Annotated in this window: 14 protein-coding genes; 10 read left to right on the forward strand and 4 right to left on the reverse strand. The window is 39.9% G+C overall.

The genetic code is table 11. From position 1 onward, the window contains the following. Positions 1-3: 3 nt before the first annotated feature. Positions 4-666: a metalloregulator ArsR/SmtB family transcription factor gene (locus tag PR699_RS16415; RefSeq protein WP_004924040.1), complete on the reverse strand. Its 663-nt coding sequence runs from the start codon at positions 664-666 to the stop codon at positions 4-6. Between the two features lie 74 nt (positions 667-740). Between PR699_RS16415 and PR699_RS16420 the strand changes: the two genes are divergently transcribed. Continuing rightward, positions 741-2,150: an MFS transporter gene (locus PR699_RS16420; RefSeq protein WP_014657151.1), complete on the forward strand. Its 1,410-nt coding sequence runs from the start codon at positions 741-743 to the stop codon at positions 2,148-2,150. A gap of 72 nt (positions 2,151-2,222) precedes the next feature. Here PR699_RS16420 and PR699_RS16425 read toward each other — a convergent pair whose 3' ends face one another. Further along, positions 2,223-3,704, reverse strand: coding sequence for an MFS transporter (locus PR699_RS16425; RefSeq protein ID WP_004924034.1), 1,482 nt, complete (start codon positions 3,702-3,704; stop codon positions 2,223-2,225). A 95-nt stretch (positions 3,705-3,799) separates the two neighbouring features. Between PR699_RS16425 and PR699_RS16430 the strand changes: the two genes are divergently transcribed. Continuing rightward, positions 3,800-4,336 carry a TetR/AcrR family transcriptional regulator gene (locus tag PR699_RS16430; protein ID WP_004924031.1) on the forward strand — a complete coding sequence of 179 codons (537 nt, stop codon included), beginning with the start codon at positions 3,800-3,802 and terminating at the stop codon, positions 4,334-4,336. A 143-nt stretch (positions 4,337-4,479) separates the two neighbouring features. On the opposite strand, the gene PR699_RS16435 is transcribed toward PR699_RS16430, so the two are convergent. After that, entirely contained in the window at positions 4,480-5,310 is an 831-nt protein-coding gene (locus tag PR699_RS16435; protein ID WP_014657150.1) for a CoA ester lyase, read from the reverse strand. A gap of 498 nt (positions 5,311-5,808) precedes the next feature. Here PR699_RS16435 and PR699_RS16440 point away from each other — a divergent pair, with 498 nt between their 5' ends. The 8 genes from PR699_RS16440 (at position 5,809) to PR699_RS16475 (ending at position 16,009) form a co-directional block, all read left to right on the forward strand. After that, a complete protein-coding gene (locus PR699_RS16440; RefSeq protein WP_272577863.1) occupies positions 5,809-7,374 on the forward strand; it encodes an IucA/IucC family siderophore biosynthesis protein in 1,566 nt (521 codons plus the stop codon). 316 nt (positions 7,375-7,690) lie between these two features. Then, a complete protein-coding gene (locus PR699_RS16445) occupies positions 7,691-9,625 on the forward strand; it encodes a TonB-dependent siderophore receptor (RefSeq protein WP_237683248.1) in 1,935 nt (644 codons plus the stop codon). 11 nt (positions 9,626-9,636) lie between these two features. Further along, positions 9,637-11,040 carry a Y4yA family PLP-dependent enzyme gene (locus PR699_RS16450; RefSeq protein ID WP_014657147.1) on the forward strand — a complete coding sequence of 468 codons (1,404 nt, stop codon included), beginning with the start codon at positions 9,637-9,639 and terminating at the stop codon, positions 11,038-11,040. Positions 11,041-11,048: 8 nt separating this feature from the next. Next, entirely contained in the window at positions 11,049-12,065 is a 1,017-nt protein-coding gene (locus PR699_RS16455) for a PLP-dependent cysteine synthase family protein (protein ID WP_004924012.1), read from the forward strand. Between the two features lie 11 nt (positions 12,066-12,076). Beyond that, complete coding sequence (locus PR699_RS16460) at positions 12,077-13,246, forward strand: NAD/NADP-dependent octopine/nopaline dehydrogenase family protein (protein WP_014657146.1); 1,170 nt, start codon at positions 12,077-12,079, stop codon at positions 13,244-13,246. Next, positions 13,243-14,451, forward strand: a complete 1,209-nt coding sequence (locus PR699_RS16465) for an MFS transporter (RefSeq protein WP_014657145.1) — start codon at positions 13,243-13,245, stop codon at positions 14,449-14,451. Before PR699_RS16460 ends, PR699_RS16465 begins: the two co-directional genes overlap by 4 nt. Beyond that, on the forward strand, positions 14,435-15,580 hold the full coding sequence (locus PR699_RS16470) for an ABC transporter substrate-binding protein (RefSeq protein WP_014657144.1): 1,146 nt from the start codon (positions 14,435-14,437) through the stop codon (positions 15,578-15,580). Before PR699_RS16465 ends, PR699_RS16470 begins: the two co-directional genes overlap by 17 nt. 24 nt (positions 15,581-15,604) lie before the next feature. Then, entirely contained in the window at positions 15,605-16,009 is a 405-nt protein-coding gene (locus PR699_RS16475; RefSeq protein ID WP_004924000.1) for a ParB N-terminal domain-containing protein, read from the forward strand. Positions 16,010-16,081: 72 nt separating this feature from the next. Here PR699_RS16475 and glmS read toward each other — a convergent pair whose 3' ends face one another. Continuing rightward, entirely contained in the window at positions 16,082-17,914 is a 1,833-nt protein-coding gene (gene glmS / locus PR699_RS16480; RefSeq protein ID WP_004923999.1) for a glutamine--fructose-6-phosphate transaminase (isomerizing), read from the reverse strand. Between the last annotated feature and the right edge of the window lie 37 nt (positions 17,915-17,951).

Consider the following 17,951-nt stretch of genomic DNA (forward strand, 5'->3'; position numbering starts at 1 on the left):
GCCCTATTTCATTTGCCGTACACGATAGACACAACGTCCCGCGCCATTTAACAAATATTGCTCACGCTCAACTGTCACATCACTTCCCATAATATCGCGAAACAGTTGCAATTCTGAACGACAAAAATTTTGGCAGACCGTCGCCGCAGCACAGATAGGGCAATGATTTTCAATAAATAACCAGCTATTACCATCTTGCTCAATATGTGCCATATAACCTTCTTCGTTGCGAACATCGGCTAATGCCTGTAATCGTTCAACGAAAGGTAAAGAGCCACATCGCGACAAATATTTCGCCTTAACTTCCCCTTCTCGTTGGCTAATTAGCTTTTCCAGCCCTTCATTACCAAAAATATTTTTTACAGAATCAATGAGCTGCAATGTTAATTGAGCATGTGTGTCAGGAAAGCGCTGATGCCCTAATGCTGTGAGCACCCAATTCTGCCTTGGTCGGCCCGCTCCTGTTTGAGAGGTACATTGCACCCCTTCAACTAAACCTAAAGACGTCAGTTTCTGAATATGCTGGCGTGCCGCTTCCCCCGTCATTGCCAAGTCTTTTGCAATCACAGCTGTCGAGATAGGGCCTTTTGTTTTTATGCAAAACAAAACCTTATCAACCGCTTGGCTGATATTTAAATTATCAAAGTAATCACTTGCATTAATCATTCTGTCACTCTAATATCCAAGTCAATACTTGGATATTAACGTTTTTTTAACTCTCTCGTCTAGCAGGTCTCGCTATGAGCAATGAACCCTCCACGACAACTCAAGCTAAGTGGGCTGATTTACTTAGTGGTCGTAACGCATTATTGACGATTGCCCTCACCGGTGGTGTCGCTCTTCATGCTATCAATATTTATATTGTGACAACTATCTTACCTAGTATCGTCAATGATATCGGTGGTCTTGAATATTATGCGTGGAATACGACGATTTTTGTTGCTACTTCAATTGTGGGTTCAACACTGTCGAGTAAAATACTCAATCAATTAGGGCCTAAATTCGCCTATTTAACGGCTCTGCTTATTTTCTCATTAGGCTCCATTTGGTGTGCACTGTCACCATCAATGTTAATGTTACTTGGCGGGCGAGCGTTACAAGGGCTAGGCGGTGGAATTTTATTCGCCTTAAGCTACGCCCTTATTCGCGTTGTGTTTACTGAAAACCTTTGGTCACGTGCCATGGGCATTGTTTCCGGTATGTGGGGAATAGCGACACTTTGCGGTCCTGCTATTGGTGGAATATTCGCTCAAACGGGTCATTGGCGCTGGGCTTTTTGGTCATTACTTCCCGTTGCACTTCTACTCGTTCTAATCGTGATAAATCAATTGCCTAAAAGGACAAATCAATCCCAACAGATCAGTAAACTGCCTGTTCTCGCCATTTCACTATTAGTGATTTCCGTCTTAGCGATTTCCATCGGTAGCTTATCCAGTCAGTTGATATTCAATGCCATTGGCCTATTCGTTGGCCTTATCTTATTGGTCACTATCGCAAAAATCGATGGTAAAAAAGGTAAGCGATTACTACCAACAGGCACTTATTCATTAAAAAATTCACTCGGTGTGATTTATTTAACGATGAGCTTGTTGGTGGGTGGTATGACAACGGAAATTTATGTTCCTTATTTCTTACAAACCATCCACCACTTCTCGCCATTATCAGCAGGCTATCTTACAGCGATTATGGCAGCAGGTTGGACGATTGGCGCATTATTAAGTGCCAATAAAACTGGCCCAATCGTGTTAAAAATACTTCGTATAGGGCCAATCATCATATTTATTTCATTAATTGTGTTAGCCATTTTGACTCCTCATACGGAGCTTGTGAGTTCAATCTTACTGTTTACAATTTATTTAGTCGCAATGATGGGAGTTGGCCTTGGTATTGGTATTTGCTGGCCACACTTGGTGTTAAAAGTGTTCAGTGTCGCCCCTAGTGGTGAAGAAAATCTCGCGTCTTCATCCGTCATTACCGTTCAACTATATGCGACTGCGCTTTCTGCCGCGCTCGTGGGTGTCGTCGTGAATAACAGCGGGTTGATTTCCCCTGGTGGAATAGCAGGCGCTCAACAAGCCTCTGTTTGGTTATTTATTTTATTTGCCATTTGTCCATTCTTTGCCGCACTGTTGATCAGGAAAGTGAAGTAATACCCCCGCGTGGAGGATACATGGTAAAAGCAGGGAAGTGTCATTTAATTCACTTCCCTTTATTCATTAACGTTAATTTTTACGGAAAAAGTAAGGGATACACAGCGTGCTGATTATGACAATAATCGCTGTCGATACCATGACACCAAAAAAGGCTTGATCAAACGCTATGTGCGCTTGATTTATCAATAAATTAGCACTTTCGTGCGGCAGATGCTCCGCAACAATAAAAGCTTCATCAATGCTATCATAAGCTTTATTATCAACGACTAAGCTATCGGGCAATGATAATTTCATTGTATAAATGGCACTCATCAATCCCCCCATAAAGGTTACACCCAACACACTACCAATTTCATATGCGACTTCTTCAATAGACGCGGCCATACCGGCTTTTTTATCTGGCGCATTGAGCATCACGGTTGTTGAAGCTGTCGTAAAAATAATTCCTAAACCAAAACCAATTAAAAACAGGAATAACAATAAGATGAAACCTGTTGAGGTTTGATAAATAGAAATGAGACCAAGTACCCCTGCCAAAGTACAAACAAAGCCAATGACGGTTAAACGTCTTTCCCCCATTGTATGTAATAACATTCCAGTTAATGGGCCTGCTAATACAGAAGCAATCGGGATCGGGATAATATACAGCGCCGCTTGAAGTGGCGTATACCCCTGAACTAATTGTAGTCTTTGGCTCAATAGGAGTTCGACACCCACAATAATCACCATCGATAATATCGCCATTAAAATACCGGCACTAAAACGAGGGTTAGAAAATAATTTAAAATCAATCATTGGTGATTCAGACGCTATTTGTCTGCGGCTAAATAACCATAAAAATAGCCCACCGATAACCCCAACAATAGTCAACTCCCACCAATTGGTATAAGGCTTACCCAGCTCTTTTAGAGCATAAATAATGCCAACTAACCCGACTAGCACTAACCCAGAGCCAAGATAATCAATTTTTTGTGAGCCTGTTCCGCCACATTTAGGAATTAAAAAATAGGCAAAAGGTAATACCAGCAATACCACAGGAACATTAATTAAAAAGACCGATCCCCACCAAAAGTGGTTAAGCAGCGCACCACCAACCAAAGGGCCTATCGCAGCACCACCTGATGCCACCGCCGACCAAATACCTATCGCAAGTGCACGCTCTTTTGGATCTAAGAAAACGTGTCTAACAATCGATAAGGTTGCAGGCATACTCAGCGCCGCTCCCACAGCTAAAAAGCCTCTGGATAAAATTAGGCTCATTGCCGTCGGAGAAAATGCCGCACATAAAGAAGCGACCGCAAATAAAGGTAGCCCTAACAGAAACATGACCTTATGGCCAATGCGATCACTAAGCATACCCGCAGCAGGCAACAGCCCAGCGACAATTAATGGGTAAGCATTCATGATCCACAATTTTTCAGAAGATGTGGCGCCTAAATCATGCGTTAATCGCGGTAACGCGGTATATAACACCGTCACATCGATGACAATCAGAAAGAGTACACTTGATACTAAAAGTAAAATAATCCAGCGTTTATAATTTGCTAGCATAAAATCATCTCAACAAGTTTATTTAATCACTATTTATTCATGATCGTGCTACAATATAAATCCATACGTATGTATTGAAAAGAGGTTTTTGTTAAATGGGACGTCAACGAACTATCGATCGAGATAAAGTGCTCGATGCCGCTGAAAACATCGTACTTAACCAAGGTGCTGCTGCTCTGACGATTGATGCAGTCGCAAAATCTATGGGGATCTCTAAAGGAGGGGTTCAATACTGTTTTGGTAACAAAGATGCCTTAATCGATGCAATGTTTGAACGCTGGGGTTATACCTATGAGCAAATATTTAACCGTGAGATTGAAAAAGACAGCTCCCCAGAAAATCGTATTAATGCCCATCGGCTTGCAACCTATGAACATGACAAAGTCGCGATGGCGAAGGGGGCAGCATTAATGGCAGCTTTACTACAAACCCCTGAATACTTAGAAAGTACCCGTGTTTGGTATCGTGATAGATTGCGCCATTTAGACACCTCAACAGAGCATGGCAAACGCGCTCGGCTGATGTTTCTTGCTACCGAGGGCGCCTTTATGTTGCGCTATTTTGGTTTGATGGAAATAGACGAAAACGAGTGGCAAGAGATGTTCCATGATATGTCACGTTTTTTAGGCTAACGTGACAAACCTAGGAACTTATCCTATAAAAAAACAATCGTTCGTTGTATCGATACAGAGATACAAAAAATCGCTATTTTTCATTACGACGAAATAAATGGACGGGGATGATGCCAGAAACGGTAAGCAAATTAGGCGTATTTTTATTTGTGGGTATTTAGCCACTTCTTTGCCTGCAAAATTAAAGGTAAATCTACCATTTTGCCATCCACTTTAAAGGCATACTGCTCTTGAGATTGTTGTAATACTTTTTTTGACCAAGCCAGCTGCTGCTGCGTTATATCAAACGATCGCTTGATAATAGCAATTTGATTGGGATGAATAGCTAATTTTGCTGTAAAACCAAGAGCTTTAGCATGCAAACACTCTTGCTCTAAAGCAGCCAAATCATCAATATCTGGTGTGACACAGTCGATAGGAGCTAAAAGATTTGCAAGGCGAGAAGCAAGCACCACTTGTGTTCTTGCAAACAACAGTGATTCACGAGACATGTCACACTGCATATCAAGAGAAAAGTCTAAAGAGCCGAATGCAAGGCGCTCAACACCTGAATGTGCGATATCATAAACACGGTGTAACCCCCATGCCGTTTCAATGATAGCAATCATCGATAGTTGCGGATTATCAAAGAGATGTTTTTTAACATCGTTGATCATCGCTACAGATTCAACTTTAGGTATAACAAGGTGAGATAAATAGATGAATAAGTTATTTTTCTTTAGCCAATCAATATCTTGATCATATTCAATACTATTTGGCTGGTTAATTCTAATGGCTATTTTTTGCGTTACCTCCTTTTTTGGATAATGGAGTAACCAATCCATAACTTCCTGCCTAGCAAGAGATTTATGTAAAGGATGAACTGAATCCTCCAAATCTAAAATCAACACGTCTGAGCCACTAATACACGCTTTATCAAAGAATTGAGGGTGATCTCCGGGTACAAATAAATAAGTTACAGAACAATTAGTCATCGTGAACCTTCCTAATCAATCATTTGAATAACATATTATTTTCCCTTACATCTCAATTGAGAATAAAAAAAACAATAATTCTCATTTACTATTTTTTTCGGCAATGCTAACTTTATTACCAATATCTTTCAAGTATTCAAAATTATTTTTCTAGTTAATGATATTCATCATTAATTAATTCGTTCTCATAGCTATAAGAGGCTAATCATGACGAATACCCCTAAACAAACAAATGTTTTAAATATTAATGCTGAATTTTCTCATCATAATAGCCTTAGGCGTTTAATTCATTGCTTGTTTGCAGAAAAACTGATTGATAAAAAACAATTTTATTGGGATTTTGATTATTGTGGATATATTTATCAATCCATAACATCATCATTTAAAATCCTTTTCACCGATGTAGATATATACCCTGCCAATACCGTATTAAGTTATGGAAATATTTATATAATCGATAAAAACAATCAAAAGGAAATTATTCAAACGATAGATGACATGCTTGATATATTAAAAGAAGATTTAAATATAGCGTTTACCCCTAACAATTTAAATAAATTAAAAAATGATATAAAAAACAGTGTCGATAATGACATTAATGCACGCAACTTCCGCATTAATTGGTCACACGATATTAGCCAACAAATGTCTAAATACGGTTTTAATGACTTAACTGATTGGGTCGTTCATAAATACAGTATCCGCGATGCGGCTTTGTTTCTCGACCAATGGGGCTCACTTGAAGGGCATCCCTATTATCCAACATGGAAAAGCCGACCAAACATGAAAGCCAAAGATGTTATGGCTTACTCTCCTGAATTTAATGCTACGGTGAATCTTACTGTCGCAGCTCTACGCCGAGATATGGCCTATATTGAAGCATTGCCGCATGTCGCTAATATTCACCTCTGGTTTCTTCAACAATTTCCACTTATTGGTCAACAATGGTGTGATTGGCTTGGGCAACAAGGTAGGGATCCTCAACAATGGCTTCCATTACCCATTCATCCCTGGCACTTAAATCATTGGGTAAAAGAGCAAGCAGCAGAACTCATTCAAGATGAAATACTGCTTATTGATGGGCCTCAATTAGAAACCAAACCGACGATGTCCTTTAGGACCATGCTCCCCACAGATGCCACTAATAAGGCATTTGTTAAATTACCCATCGCAGTTTGGATGACAAGTGAAATGCGTAGCTTGCAAGCAAAATCCATCCATATGGGGCCTAGAATTAGTCAGTTAATCGATACCATCTTAAAACAAGAGAAAAACTTTCATGGGAAATTAGAATCTCTACGTGAAGATCTCGGTATCCACTACCGACATGCCATTGAACAAGATGATTCAGCTGGGCGCTTTCTTTCTGTCGTATTTCGTTGCACGAATTCTTATGAAAGAAGTGACAATTTATTGCCTATCACGGTTGCAACACTCTTTACTGCTTTACCAAATCAACAAAAACCGATTTTCACTGAACTCATTGAAAAATCAGGATTAACTCCTCGTGAATGGTTCCGCAGCTATACAAAAGTTATTTTAGAGCCTGTTATATCTATGTATTTGATATATGGCATTGCTCTTGAAGCTCATCAGCAAAATACCCAAGTACTCTTCACATCAGAAGGTATCCCAGAAAAATGTTTAATCCGTGACTATGGTGATGGCCGAGCCTTTTTACCCCTATTGCACCAACAAGGCTATCAATTACAAGCCTACTCTTGGCCCGGTATTTTACCGACCGTTTTTGAAGAGGATATAGAACCTGTACGGAGTTTTTTGATTGACGCTTGTTTTGTAAGCCATTTACATGAACTAGCTGTCCATATTACTCGTTTTTACCGCTTAACTAACCACCAGCTTTGGAGGGAATTAAAAAATATAACTCAATATATTTTTGAATCAGTTAAGCCTCGAATTGATGAAAGTTTTTGGAGGCAAGAATATGAAATATTTATGAATTCACCTTGGCAAACTCGCTCACTACTCACTATGCATATCCAACGATATATTAATTACCGAATACAACATGGTTTAATGAACCCATTTTTATTATTTCAATAAATAAACTTTATCTAACAGAAGGTAATACTAGGTTTGTTCCCTTCCTTGTAAATAAAGCGAATAAAACGACTAATTCAATATGAAAAATAACTTATTAACTATACCATTTAAAGACATAGCAAAACATAAAATTACCTATCACTCTTTATTTTGTGTGGTAATTTCATTCTTTTATCCTAATACCCTTTTTGCTAAATCAGATAATAAGCTCAGCAAAGATAGTATCATCGTATCAGCTAAGGGTAATAATAACCTACAACCTAACCTTTTTTCTTCAAGATCAATGCAAGCGGGGCTATTAGGGGATAACGATATTATGGATATTCCCTTTAATATCACTAATTACAATTCAGCTTATTTAGAATCACAACAAGCACAACAAATTTCAGACATTCTTTCTCACGATACTTCGATACAAATTAGTAGCTCTAAAGGTGGACTACTTGACTCATTATATATTCGAGGCTTCCCTATAACGGAAGGTAATATCGGTGAGTTTGCGCTTAATGGTATCTATGGTGTATCCCCTAACTTTCAATTATTAGCAGACTACGCTGAACGTGTTGATATTCTAAAAGGACCAGCATCTCTGTTATATGGTATGTCACCTGAAGGGGGGGTTGGTGGTGTTATCAATGTCGTAACCAAACGTGCCAGTGCGCAGCCTATCACTCGCTTAACCGCCCAATATCTAAGTGACTCTCAGTTAGGTGGTAAATTAGATGTTGGCCGTTTATATGACCTAGGGAATAACCAATATTTTGGTATTCGCGTGAATGGAAGTTACACCAATGGTAATACTGCCGTTGACCATCAAGACCGTCGGCTCGGCGTCGGTGCTATCGCGCTAGATTATTCTAGTGAACGCTTTCGCGCTTCATTGGATCTCATTACTCAAAACCAAAATATGAATGCGACTAATCGTCCATTTTTTTTAGGGGAAAATGGGGTTGTTCCACCTGCGCCTAGTGGGAAAACCAATTTAGCTAGCCCATGGACATGGTGGAAATCTAATGATGATTCCGCCTTATTACATATGGAATATGATGTGCTAAGCAATACCTCATTATTTATGGATATTGGTGGTGCTCGAACCCGTATCGATCGGGTTAATGAACAAACCTACACCGTCCTTAATGATCAAGGGGATATCTCCACATATATCATGAATTTTCAAAGCAAAACCCAGCGTTACTCTGTTGGCACTGGTATCAAAAGTGAATTCATGACAGGAAATACCTCTCATCAACTCGCATTACAGTGGAACCGCTATTTTGATCGTTATAATGTCGGTACAAATGCAGGCACACCATACAATACCAACTTATATCACCCTACTTATATCGATAAACAAATCCCTGATTACCCAGAAATAACAAAACGCTCCGAAAATACACTTTCAGGGGTTTCATTGGTCGATACAATTGGCTTTTTTAACGATAGCTTTATGGTCACCCCCGGTATTCGCTATCAAAATATAAAATCTGATAGCTTTACTTTAGGGGCTCTTTCAACAACTTATGATGAATCCGCTATTACCCCATTAGTCGGTTTATTGTTTAAACCTACTGATAATATCTCGCTATATGCGAATTATGTTGAAGGTCTCAGCAAAGGAAGTACTGCTCCGGTTAATGCTAAAAATAGCGGCGAAATGATGAAGCCATTTCGTTCTAAGCAATATGAGTTAGGCGTTAAATATGAACAACCCGTTGCAATAACAACACTGAGCCTTTTCCAAATCAGTAAACCAAGCGGGTCATTAGACCCTAACAGCCTGATTTATTCTGCCAACGATGAACAACGTAATCGTGGTATTGAGCTAAGTGTCTCTGGTAAGCCATTTGATTCTCTCCGTTTAACCGGCGGCGTCACTTATATTCAAGCAGAGCTCACCAAAACTGCATCTGGGCAAAATAAAGGAAATGAACCGATTGGCGTTTCCCCTTGGGTCGCAAATTTTGGTGCGGAATATGATATCCCTTCTGTTTCAGGTTTAAGTATCAATGGCAATATCAATTACCATACTCGTCAATACGTTAATAAAGAAAATACTCATTCAATACCTTCATGGACAACCGTCGATATTGGCTCTGCCTATAAGACTAAGATATCGAATACGCCTGTTACGTTGAGACTAAATATCACCAATATTTTAAATGAGCGTTATTGGTCTGGTGTAGCCTCCTACAGCACATTCGCTCAAGGCTCTCCGCGAACCGTACTCGGTTCTATTTCAGTTGATTTCTAAGAGGTGAAATCATGGTGAACCAAACTAACTTAACCCATTTTTTATCGGTACCTTATCAATCTATCAAAACTGTAGCGCCAACAGAATTACCGCCGCTCATGGATGAGCAGGTCAAACGGCTATGTTTTGAAAATAATGAAAGGCTGGTAGAACTGGTTAAGCAGTATGGTTCCCCATTAAATGTGATTTTCCCTCATACCATGCAACAAAATATTCTAAAACTGAATGCTGTTTTTCAAGAACATGGTGTAACAGGGCGCATTATGTATGGCGTGAAAGTTAACCAATCCAATATCCTAGTCAAAATAGCCGTTGAAGAAGGTATTGGCGTTGATGTATCAAGCCTTCATGAATGGCAAGATGCCTATGACTATGGGATTTCACCAGAGAAAATTTGTGCTACTGGTCCTGCGAAGACCAATGAATTTCTTTGGAAACTGATATTACATAACTCACTGATTGTCGTTGATTCTCTTGAAGAATTACAAGATATCCTCAACCTATTATCAGGAACATCATTCATCGCGAGGGTTCTATTTCGCTATCAACCACAAATGAGCCGCTCTAGGTTTGGCATGAAATCTGCTGCATTTATAACGGCACTTCAATTAGCCAAACAGCATGCAGGCTTACTTTGGCAAGGTATCCATTTTCATTTAGGTGGCTATAAAAGCGCTTCACGCGTACAAGCTTTCCGTGAATTACAGCCACTTATAAAATCAGCACTGTCATTGGGGTTTGAAATTAAAACCATTGATATTGGCGGCGGGCTACCGGTTCAATATGTTTCAACGAGGCAATACCAATCATGGATAGATAATCAAACGAGCCAATATTATCAAAATAACCGTATACCAACCGATTTTTACCCTTATGGAGGGGAACAATCAGCCACCCAATGGTTAACTACATTCCTATCATCCCAATACACAGAAAACGAAACCATCTCTCAATACCTTAAGAAAAACCATATCACACTAACGATAGAGCCCGGCAGATGTTTAGTCGATCAAAGTGCAATATCGCTATTTCGAGTTGTGCGCGTTAATCAGCAATTCCAACATCCTATTATTTTTGTTGAAGGCAGTAGCTTTAGTGCCTGTGAAACTTGGTTTAACTCAGAGTTTTTACTCGATCCACTACATGTTTTAGTACCACACTCAAAACAACATAAACAGCGCCCCACCCGAGTATGGATAGCAGGACATAGCTGTTTAGAAAATGATGTGATCACCCATCGCTTAATTTTATTTACTCACCTTCCTCAAGCCGGTGATTTGCTCATTTTCATAAATACAGCCGGATATCAAATGGACTTACTTGAAAATCAATTTCATCGGCACCCTATTCCTTGTCGATTGTATGCACTGGAAAATCATGATGGGCAGTTTATTTTTTTCAAAGATAACAAATAGGAATATTTATGATCAGCAGCAAAGTCACTGATTTGATCGGCAATACACCTGTTTTACGTATCGCTGTTCCCCACAAAAAAAGTGCTCTATTTCTAAAAATGGAAAAGAACAATCCAGGGGGAAGTATGAAAGACAGAATGGCTCGAAACATGGTTATTGCTGGCCTTAAATCAGGAAAAATAAAACCTAAAAGCACTATTATCGAATCCTCATCAGGTAATACCGGAATAGGACTCGCGCTGGCAGCAATCGAGTTTGATTTGCATTTTATCGCGGTTGTTGACCACCATGCCGCCCCCGACAAAATTTCTATTATGAAGGCGCTAGGCGCAGATATTCGCTATGTTACAGGTGATTATCAAGAGGATGAAGTGGCTGTTGTTGAACGGCAACGCCTTGCCAGCGAGTTAGCATCTCAACTGCCTAATGCAACCTTTTTGAATCAATCAGATAATGCCGCTAATTCAGGAGGTTATGCAGCTTTAGTCTGTGAGCTTATTGAGCAAATAGGTAAAATTGATGCTTATGTCGGTTGTGTCGGTACAGGTGGCTCTATTACTGGCATCTCTCAAGGGTTAAAGGCTCATAACCCACAAACGATTACCGTCGCTGTAGAGCCTGAAGGCTCAATTATTTTTGGTAACCCAGGCAAACCCTATTATCAATCAGGAACAGGGACGCCAAAAGGGGACACCGTAGGCTTAGTGCTCGATTACAGTTGTATTGACCATAATGCTCAAGTTTCTGACTGCCAAGCTTTTGAAACAACCCGTTTTCTCGCCAACAAATACGGTTTATTAGTAGGAGGGTCAACCGGAGGCATTGTCTATAAAGCCTTAGAATATATAAATACAGATATTCTTAGCGGCAATGTCGTGGTCATTGTTGTTGATGGCGGTGAAAAATACCTGAATACAATATTCAACGAACAATGGTTAAGCGCTCGCAACCTGATTTCAGAGGAGATTTCGCATCAACTCAATCGTTGGCTAACGAATACCATTCCACTAGAGCAAGCTAACTAGAGGAAACCATGATGATAGATAACAAACAGCTCAAGGTTGTTGTCTGTGGGGGAGGCCAAACTGGTCATTTAGCGGTTGCTCTGTTTAGCCATTTCGCTCATGTTAAGGCATCATTACTTACCCAAAATCCTATAACCGTCGAACGCCACCAGCAGCAGAACCAAAAATTATCAGTTCACTATCATGATGGAAAAGTTATTGATTATTCAATTGAATTAATAACTAATTTACCGCAAATCGTCATACCTCATGCCGATATAATTATTCTTACTGTTCCTTCCCACCAACAAGCAAATTGGCTAAATTTTATCTCACCCTACTTATCGACATCCCACACGGTGTTTATTGGCGCCATTCCCGGTATAAATGGCTTTGATTGGCTTGCTGAACAATTTTTTAAAGATAAACCTAATGTCGTAATATGGGGCATGAAAGATGTGCCTCATATTGCATGGGGTTTAGAACTTGGCACAAAAGTTTGTTTCGGTGGTGAGAAATCTGAACTCTTTATTGCGTTTCATCATCGAGAAAATGAAACAAATAAAAACCAACTCCATTGTTGGTTATCGGAAATATACTCGGCTCCTATTACCATTCTTGATAATTACTTAGAAATAACCCTCACTCCCGCAAATCCTATTATGCACAGCTCAGTCATTTATGGGCTGATAGGCCCCTACGCTCAATGGCATCAACGCAATTTTGAATCTCCACTGTGCTGGTGGAATGATTGCCCTGAACTTGGTGCTTATTATTTACAGCGCTGTGATGAGGAGCGACTGGCGATTTGCCAATATTTAACCAAAGAATTGGCAATCTCACTTAATACCGTAAAACCTTTAATTGAAGAATTACGAGAAGCTTATACCGAACAAATCGAGGATGCCAAAACACTATGGTCAATTCTTCGTTCAAACAAGGCCTACCATGGTATTCAATTACCTCTTATAAACGCTGAAGGCGGTGGCTGGGTCTTCAATAAAAACCATCGCGTTTTTCAGGAAGATATTATTTATGGTTTGTGCTTACTCGTTAATTTAGGGAAGCAGCTCAATATCCCTATTCCCTATATGCAAGAGATCTACACTTGGTGTATGGATTATTTAGGGCTAAAACCTGAAATTCATCACCCTATATTTACCAAGATAGACCTCACTCAATATAGGGTGGCTAAACGGTGAAATTGCTTAAAAACCATCTGATTATTGGGTTCTTATTCGGTATTCAAATAATATCAATGGGTGCAATGGAAATGAGTGGGCCATTTTGGCCTATTCATTTGCAAAATAACAGCTCAGATTCACTACTCCCTTTCGCCCTAACAATGGTCTATGTAGCCCCCATGATTGGCATCATGCTAACCAGTACTTTTTGGGGGAAAGTTGGTGACCGGATGGGGAATAAAGCAATGATAATCCGAGCCTTGCTTGGGTTATCAATTACCCAAATTTTACTGTCATTCTGTAATGACCCTTGGTTAATTTTACTATTAAGGTTTATTCAAGGAGCATGTGCGGGGTATATAGCGCCAGCGCAAGCTTACGGGGTGGCGGTGACAGCCCCTAGAAAACGGACTCATCTCTTTGCCCTACTACAAGTATCAACCAATATAGGCTCTCTATTAGGGGCGCTGGCTGGCGGGTTAATTTTAGATTATCTCAATTTCTTTTGGATCAATATGATGGCTGGGTGGCTTTGTATGTTAAGTGCCGTGGCTGTTTTTCTATTTTTACCATCAGATAAGCATTCCCCCCTTTTATCCCCCGCCAATACAGCCCATACAACGAAAAAAAACGGTTCCCCTCAAACTATCGTTAAACAATTGATGTTGCTTACAGGGTTATTATTAATGATCCGGCTTATCACCCTGCCCAGTTTCTCCTTATATATCGAAAAAACCTATTCAACAGACTATTGGGTAATAGGGCTTATTTATGGATTACAAGCGATGGGGGTGATCCTATCGGCTCAATTATGGGCTAAATGGTTTGAACACCAATCCATTGTTGCCTCTTTGACACGCTTAAGATGGATTATCTTTGGCTGCGCGGCTATTGCCATCAGTCTCGCAAACGCTTCAATTATTTGGTTTGCCTTACTCTATTTTATTTGGGGAATTTTACTAGGCGCGACCACTCCCATCTTAACAGCACTGATCTCCTCAGCATCGCCAGCAAAACATCAAGGTTATGTACTTGGTTTATCGCAAAGTATTAATCAATTTGCATCAATCGGGGGGATCTCTCTCGGCAGTATTCTTATTATTTACCCTGGAATCAATATGCTTTTTTATTATATTTCAGTCGGTTATCTAATATGCCTTAGCACGATTATTTTACTAACAAAACATATCATCAATAAGGAACAATATGAAAAAAAAGTATAGGCTACACCAGCAAATGGCTAAATTTTTACTTATTCTTTTTGGGCTATTATTTTCCACAATAATCTCAGCAAAACCGACCGTTGTTACAGATATACTTGGTAGAAAGGTCACCGTAAATACCCCCATAAAAAAAGTCATTTTAGGTGAAGGGCGTATGCTCTACCTTGTCGCCATGCTAGATAAAGATAATCCAGCAAAACGTATTGTTGCGATGGGGAATGATATGCAAACGTCAGATCCTGCAACATGGCGACAATACAGTACTTATTTTCCTCAACTAAACCGTATTCCCACATTTGGCGGCACTGAAAAACGTTCACTCAATATTGAAAAAGCATTAGCGCTACAACCCGATGCTATCATCATGAATATTGAGGCAAAAACAGCAATAGAAGAACAAGGGTATGATAAAGCATTAGAGAAAGCAGGGATCCCTATTGTCTATATTGATTTTCGCTATAACCCATTAAAAAATACGACGCCAACGATGCGCCTATTCGGCACTTTATGGGGTAAAGAAGAAATAGCAGAAAAGTTTATTGAATTTAGAGATAAGCAATTAAAACGAGTGAGTGATGTATTAAGTAACCAACATCCTAAAAAGCCACGTATTTTTATTGAGCGCATTGGTGGATATACCGATGAATGCTGTCTGACATTTGGCAATGGTAACTTTGGGCGTTTTGTTTCACTCGCCGGAGGTGAAAATATCGGTGAAAAAAATGCGCCTAACACATTTTATATGATGGATCCGGAGCAAGTTATTGCCGCAAATCCTGATAAAGTCGTTGTTACCAGTGCAAACTTTTCATCATTTATGCCTAATGGTGATTGGATTGGTTTAGGGCCAAATGAAAATATGGAAGCGGCAAAAGCGAAGCTAAAAAAATACCTAAAAAAGCCTGCTTATACCGGAAGTAATGCCGTCAAAAACCAACAATTTTATGCAATTTGGCATCAATTTTATAATAGTCCATACGATTTTATTGCAATCCAACAATTAGCACGTTGGTTCCATCCCGAATTATTTCCAGATTTAAATGCAGATGAAACATTTAAGGCGCTTTACGATAAATTTTTACCGATCAGCTATGAACCTGGTTACTTTGTAAGTTTAGGTGATAAATAACCATCTTGATAAGAAGGAGGGGGTATGACTATCAATACCTATCATATTGAACTGAAGCCAATACAATTTCTTTGCTCATCAGAAGAAACGGATCAACGCCACGTCGACTATTTAAGTAAAAAAATAATTGGTGAGGGTATTTGGACAACCCCTATTCCTTGCGAAATAAACTCCGGCATTATTATGGATGGCAACCACCGCTATCAAGTGGCTAAGCGGTTAAATCTGACTTTTCTCCCCTGTATTTTACTAAATTACCAAGATGAACGAGTCAAAGTACACCATCAAAACTCAGATCAACCTTATAATATACAAACAATTTTTGATGTTATTTTACACCAAAACAAACTCCTTCCTTATAAAGCAACGTGTCATTACTTTTCACCATCATTGCCAATAATTGGTATTGATCTCAGCATGTTAAGATAAAAATAAAAAATCCGATTATGCAGTTAAAAGCATAATCGGATTTAATGTATTTAAATTTTAAATAATTCTAATTTATTCAACCGTCACTGATTTAGCCAAGTTACGTGGTTGGTCAACGTCAGTACCTTTGATCAACGCAACATGGTAAGAGAGCAGTTGTAGAGGAACCGTATAGAAAATCGGCGCAATCAACTCTTCAACATGTGGCAACGGAATAATTTTCATATTCTCACTCGCTTCAAAGCCTGCATCTTGATCTGCAAACACATAAAGCAAGCCACCACGAGCGCGTACTTCTTCGATATTAGATTTCAATTTTTCTAACAGTTCGTTGTTAGGTGCAATGATAATGACAGGCATATCGGCATCAATCAAAGCCAATGGACCATGCTTCAATTCACCCGCCGCATACGCTTCTGCGTGAATATAAGAGATCTCTTTGAGCTTTAATGCACCTTCAACCGCAATAGGGTACTGCTCGCCACGACCAAGGAATAGAGCATGATTTTTATCAGAGAAATCTTCCGCCAGCGCCTCAATCACTTTATCTTGAGATAACATGCTTTCAATGCGTGCAGGCAGTGCATGCAGAGCATTAGCAATACTCTCTTCTAATTCAGGACTTGCGCCTTTAATACGTCCCATATAGGCGACCAGCATCAACAGTACGGTTAATTGCGTGGTGAACGCTTTGGTTGAAGCAACGCCAATCTCTGCACCTGCTTTAGTCATTAGTGCAAAGTCTGATTCACGTACCAATGAAGAGCCAGCCACGTTACATACCGCAAGAGACGTCAAATAGCCTAGCTCTTTCGATAAACGTAATGCTGCTAGCGTATCAGCCGTTTCACCTGACTGTGATAGCGTGATCATCAGGCTGCCTTTGCGATGAGCGGGCTTGCGATAGCGGTATTCAGAGGCAATCTCAACATCACAAGGAATGCCAGCCAAAGATTCAAACCAGTAACGTGCAACCATCCCCGCATTGTAAGATGTACCACAAGCTACAATCTGAATATGCTCAACTTGAGATAATATTTCACTTGCTTTAGGGCCTAACTCACTCAGATCGATGCCATTGTCTTTGCTAAAACGCCCTTCAAGGGTGTTTTTAATCGCCATTGGCTGCTCATAGATCTCTTTTTGCATATAGTGGCGATAAACACCTTTATCACCTGCATCATATTGAACATTAGATTCAATTTGCTCTCGTTCAACAGCCTGACCTTGCTTATCAAAGATACGTACAGTGCGACGAGTGACTTCCGCAATATCGCCTTCTTCAAGATAAATAAAACGACGTGTAACAGGCAATAATGCAAGTTGATCCGATGCGAGGAAGTTTTCACCCACACCTAAACCAATCACTAATGGGCTTCCCGAACGGGCTGCCACCAATAATTCAGGAGTACGACTATCCATGATCACCGTGCCATAAGCACCGCGTAATTGTGGGATAACGCGCTGAACCACTTCAACTAAAGCACCACCTTTTTGTTGTTCATGATGAACAAGGTGTGCGATCACTTCGGTATCAGTATCAGAACTAAAGATATAGCCAAGTTGCTTTAACTCTTCTTTAAGTTCTAAATAGTTTTCAATGATCCCATTATGAACAACGGCAATAAAACCAGAAGTATGTGGGTGAGCATTACGTTCACTCGGAACACCATGGGTTGCCCAACGGGTATGTGCGATCCCCGTTCCACCTGATACAGGGTTTTTCTCCGCTTCTTCCGCCAGCATTTGTACTTTACCAACTTCACGTAAACGCTGAAGATGGCCTTCATGATCAACGACAGCCATACCAGCAGAGTCGTAACCACGATACTCAAGGCGGCGAAGCCCCTCTATCAAAATTTCTGCAATATCACGTTGTGCGACAGCACCTACAATTCCACACATATTAAATTTATTCCTAAACAAAGGGCTCCAGCCCTTA

Source organism: Providencia sp. PROV268 (genome assembly GCF_028477805.1).
Taxonomy (GTDB): Bacteria; Pseudomonadota; Gammaproteobacteria; order Enterobacterales; family Enterobacteriaceae; genus Providencia; species Providencia stuartii.

Bases quoted from the DNA above. Each gene is read 5' to 3' on its own strand.
- PR699_RS16415 (WP_004924040.1), bottom strand. From the start codon at position 666: ATGATTAATGCAAGTGATTACTTTGATAATTTAAATATCAGCCAAGCG.
- PR699_RS16455 (WP_004924012.1), top strand. From the start codon at position 11,049: ATGATCAGCAGCAAAGTCACTGATTTGATCGGCAATACACCTGTTTTA.
- PR699_RS16425 (WP_004924034.1), bottom strand. From the start codon at position 3,704: ATGCTAGCAAATTATAAACGCTGGATTATTTTACTTTTAGTATCAAGT.
- PR699_RS16475 (WP_004924000.1), top strand. From the start codon at position 15,605: ATGACTATCAATACCTATCATATTGAACTGAAGCCAATACAATTTCTT.
- PR699_RS16470 (WP_014657144.1), top strand. From the start codon at position 14,435: ATGAAAAAAAAGTATAGGCTACACCAGCAAATGGCTAAATTTTTACTT.
- PR699_RS16440 (WP_272577863.1), top strand. From the start codon at position 5,809: ATGCTTGATATATTAAAAGAAGATTTAAATATAGCGTTTACCCCTAAC.
- PR699_RS16430 (WP_004924031.1), top strand. From the start codon at position 3,800: ATGGGACGTCAACGAACTATCGATCGAGATAAAGTGCTCGATGCCGCT.
- PR699_RS16420 (WP_014657151.1), top strand. From the start codon at position 741: ATGAGCAATGAACCCTCCACGACAACTCAAGCTAAGTGGGCTGATTTA.
- PR699_RS16435 (WP_014657150.1), bottom strand. From the start codon at position 5,310: ATGACTAATTGTTCTGTAACTTATTTATTTGTACCCGGAGATCACCCT.
- PR699_RS16445 (WP_237683248.1), top strand. From the start codon at position 7,691: ATGGATATTCCCTTTAATATCACTAATTACAATTCAGCTTATTTAGAA.
- PR699_RS16450 (WP_014657147.1), top strand. From the start codon at position 9,637: ATGGTGAACCAAACTAACTTAACCCATTTTTTATCGGTACCTTATCAA.
- PR699_RS16460 (WP_014657146.1), top strand. From the start codon at position 12,077: ATGATAGATAACAAACAGCTCAAGGTTGTTGTCTGTGGGGGAGGCCAA.
- glmS (WP_004923999.1), bottom strand. From the start codon at position 17,914: ATGTGTGGAATTGTAGGTGCTGTCGCACAACGTGATATTGCAGAAATT.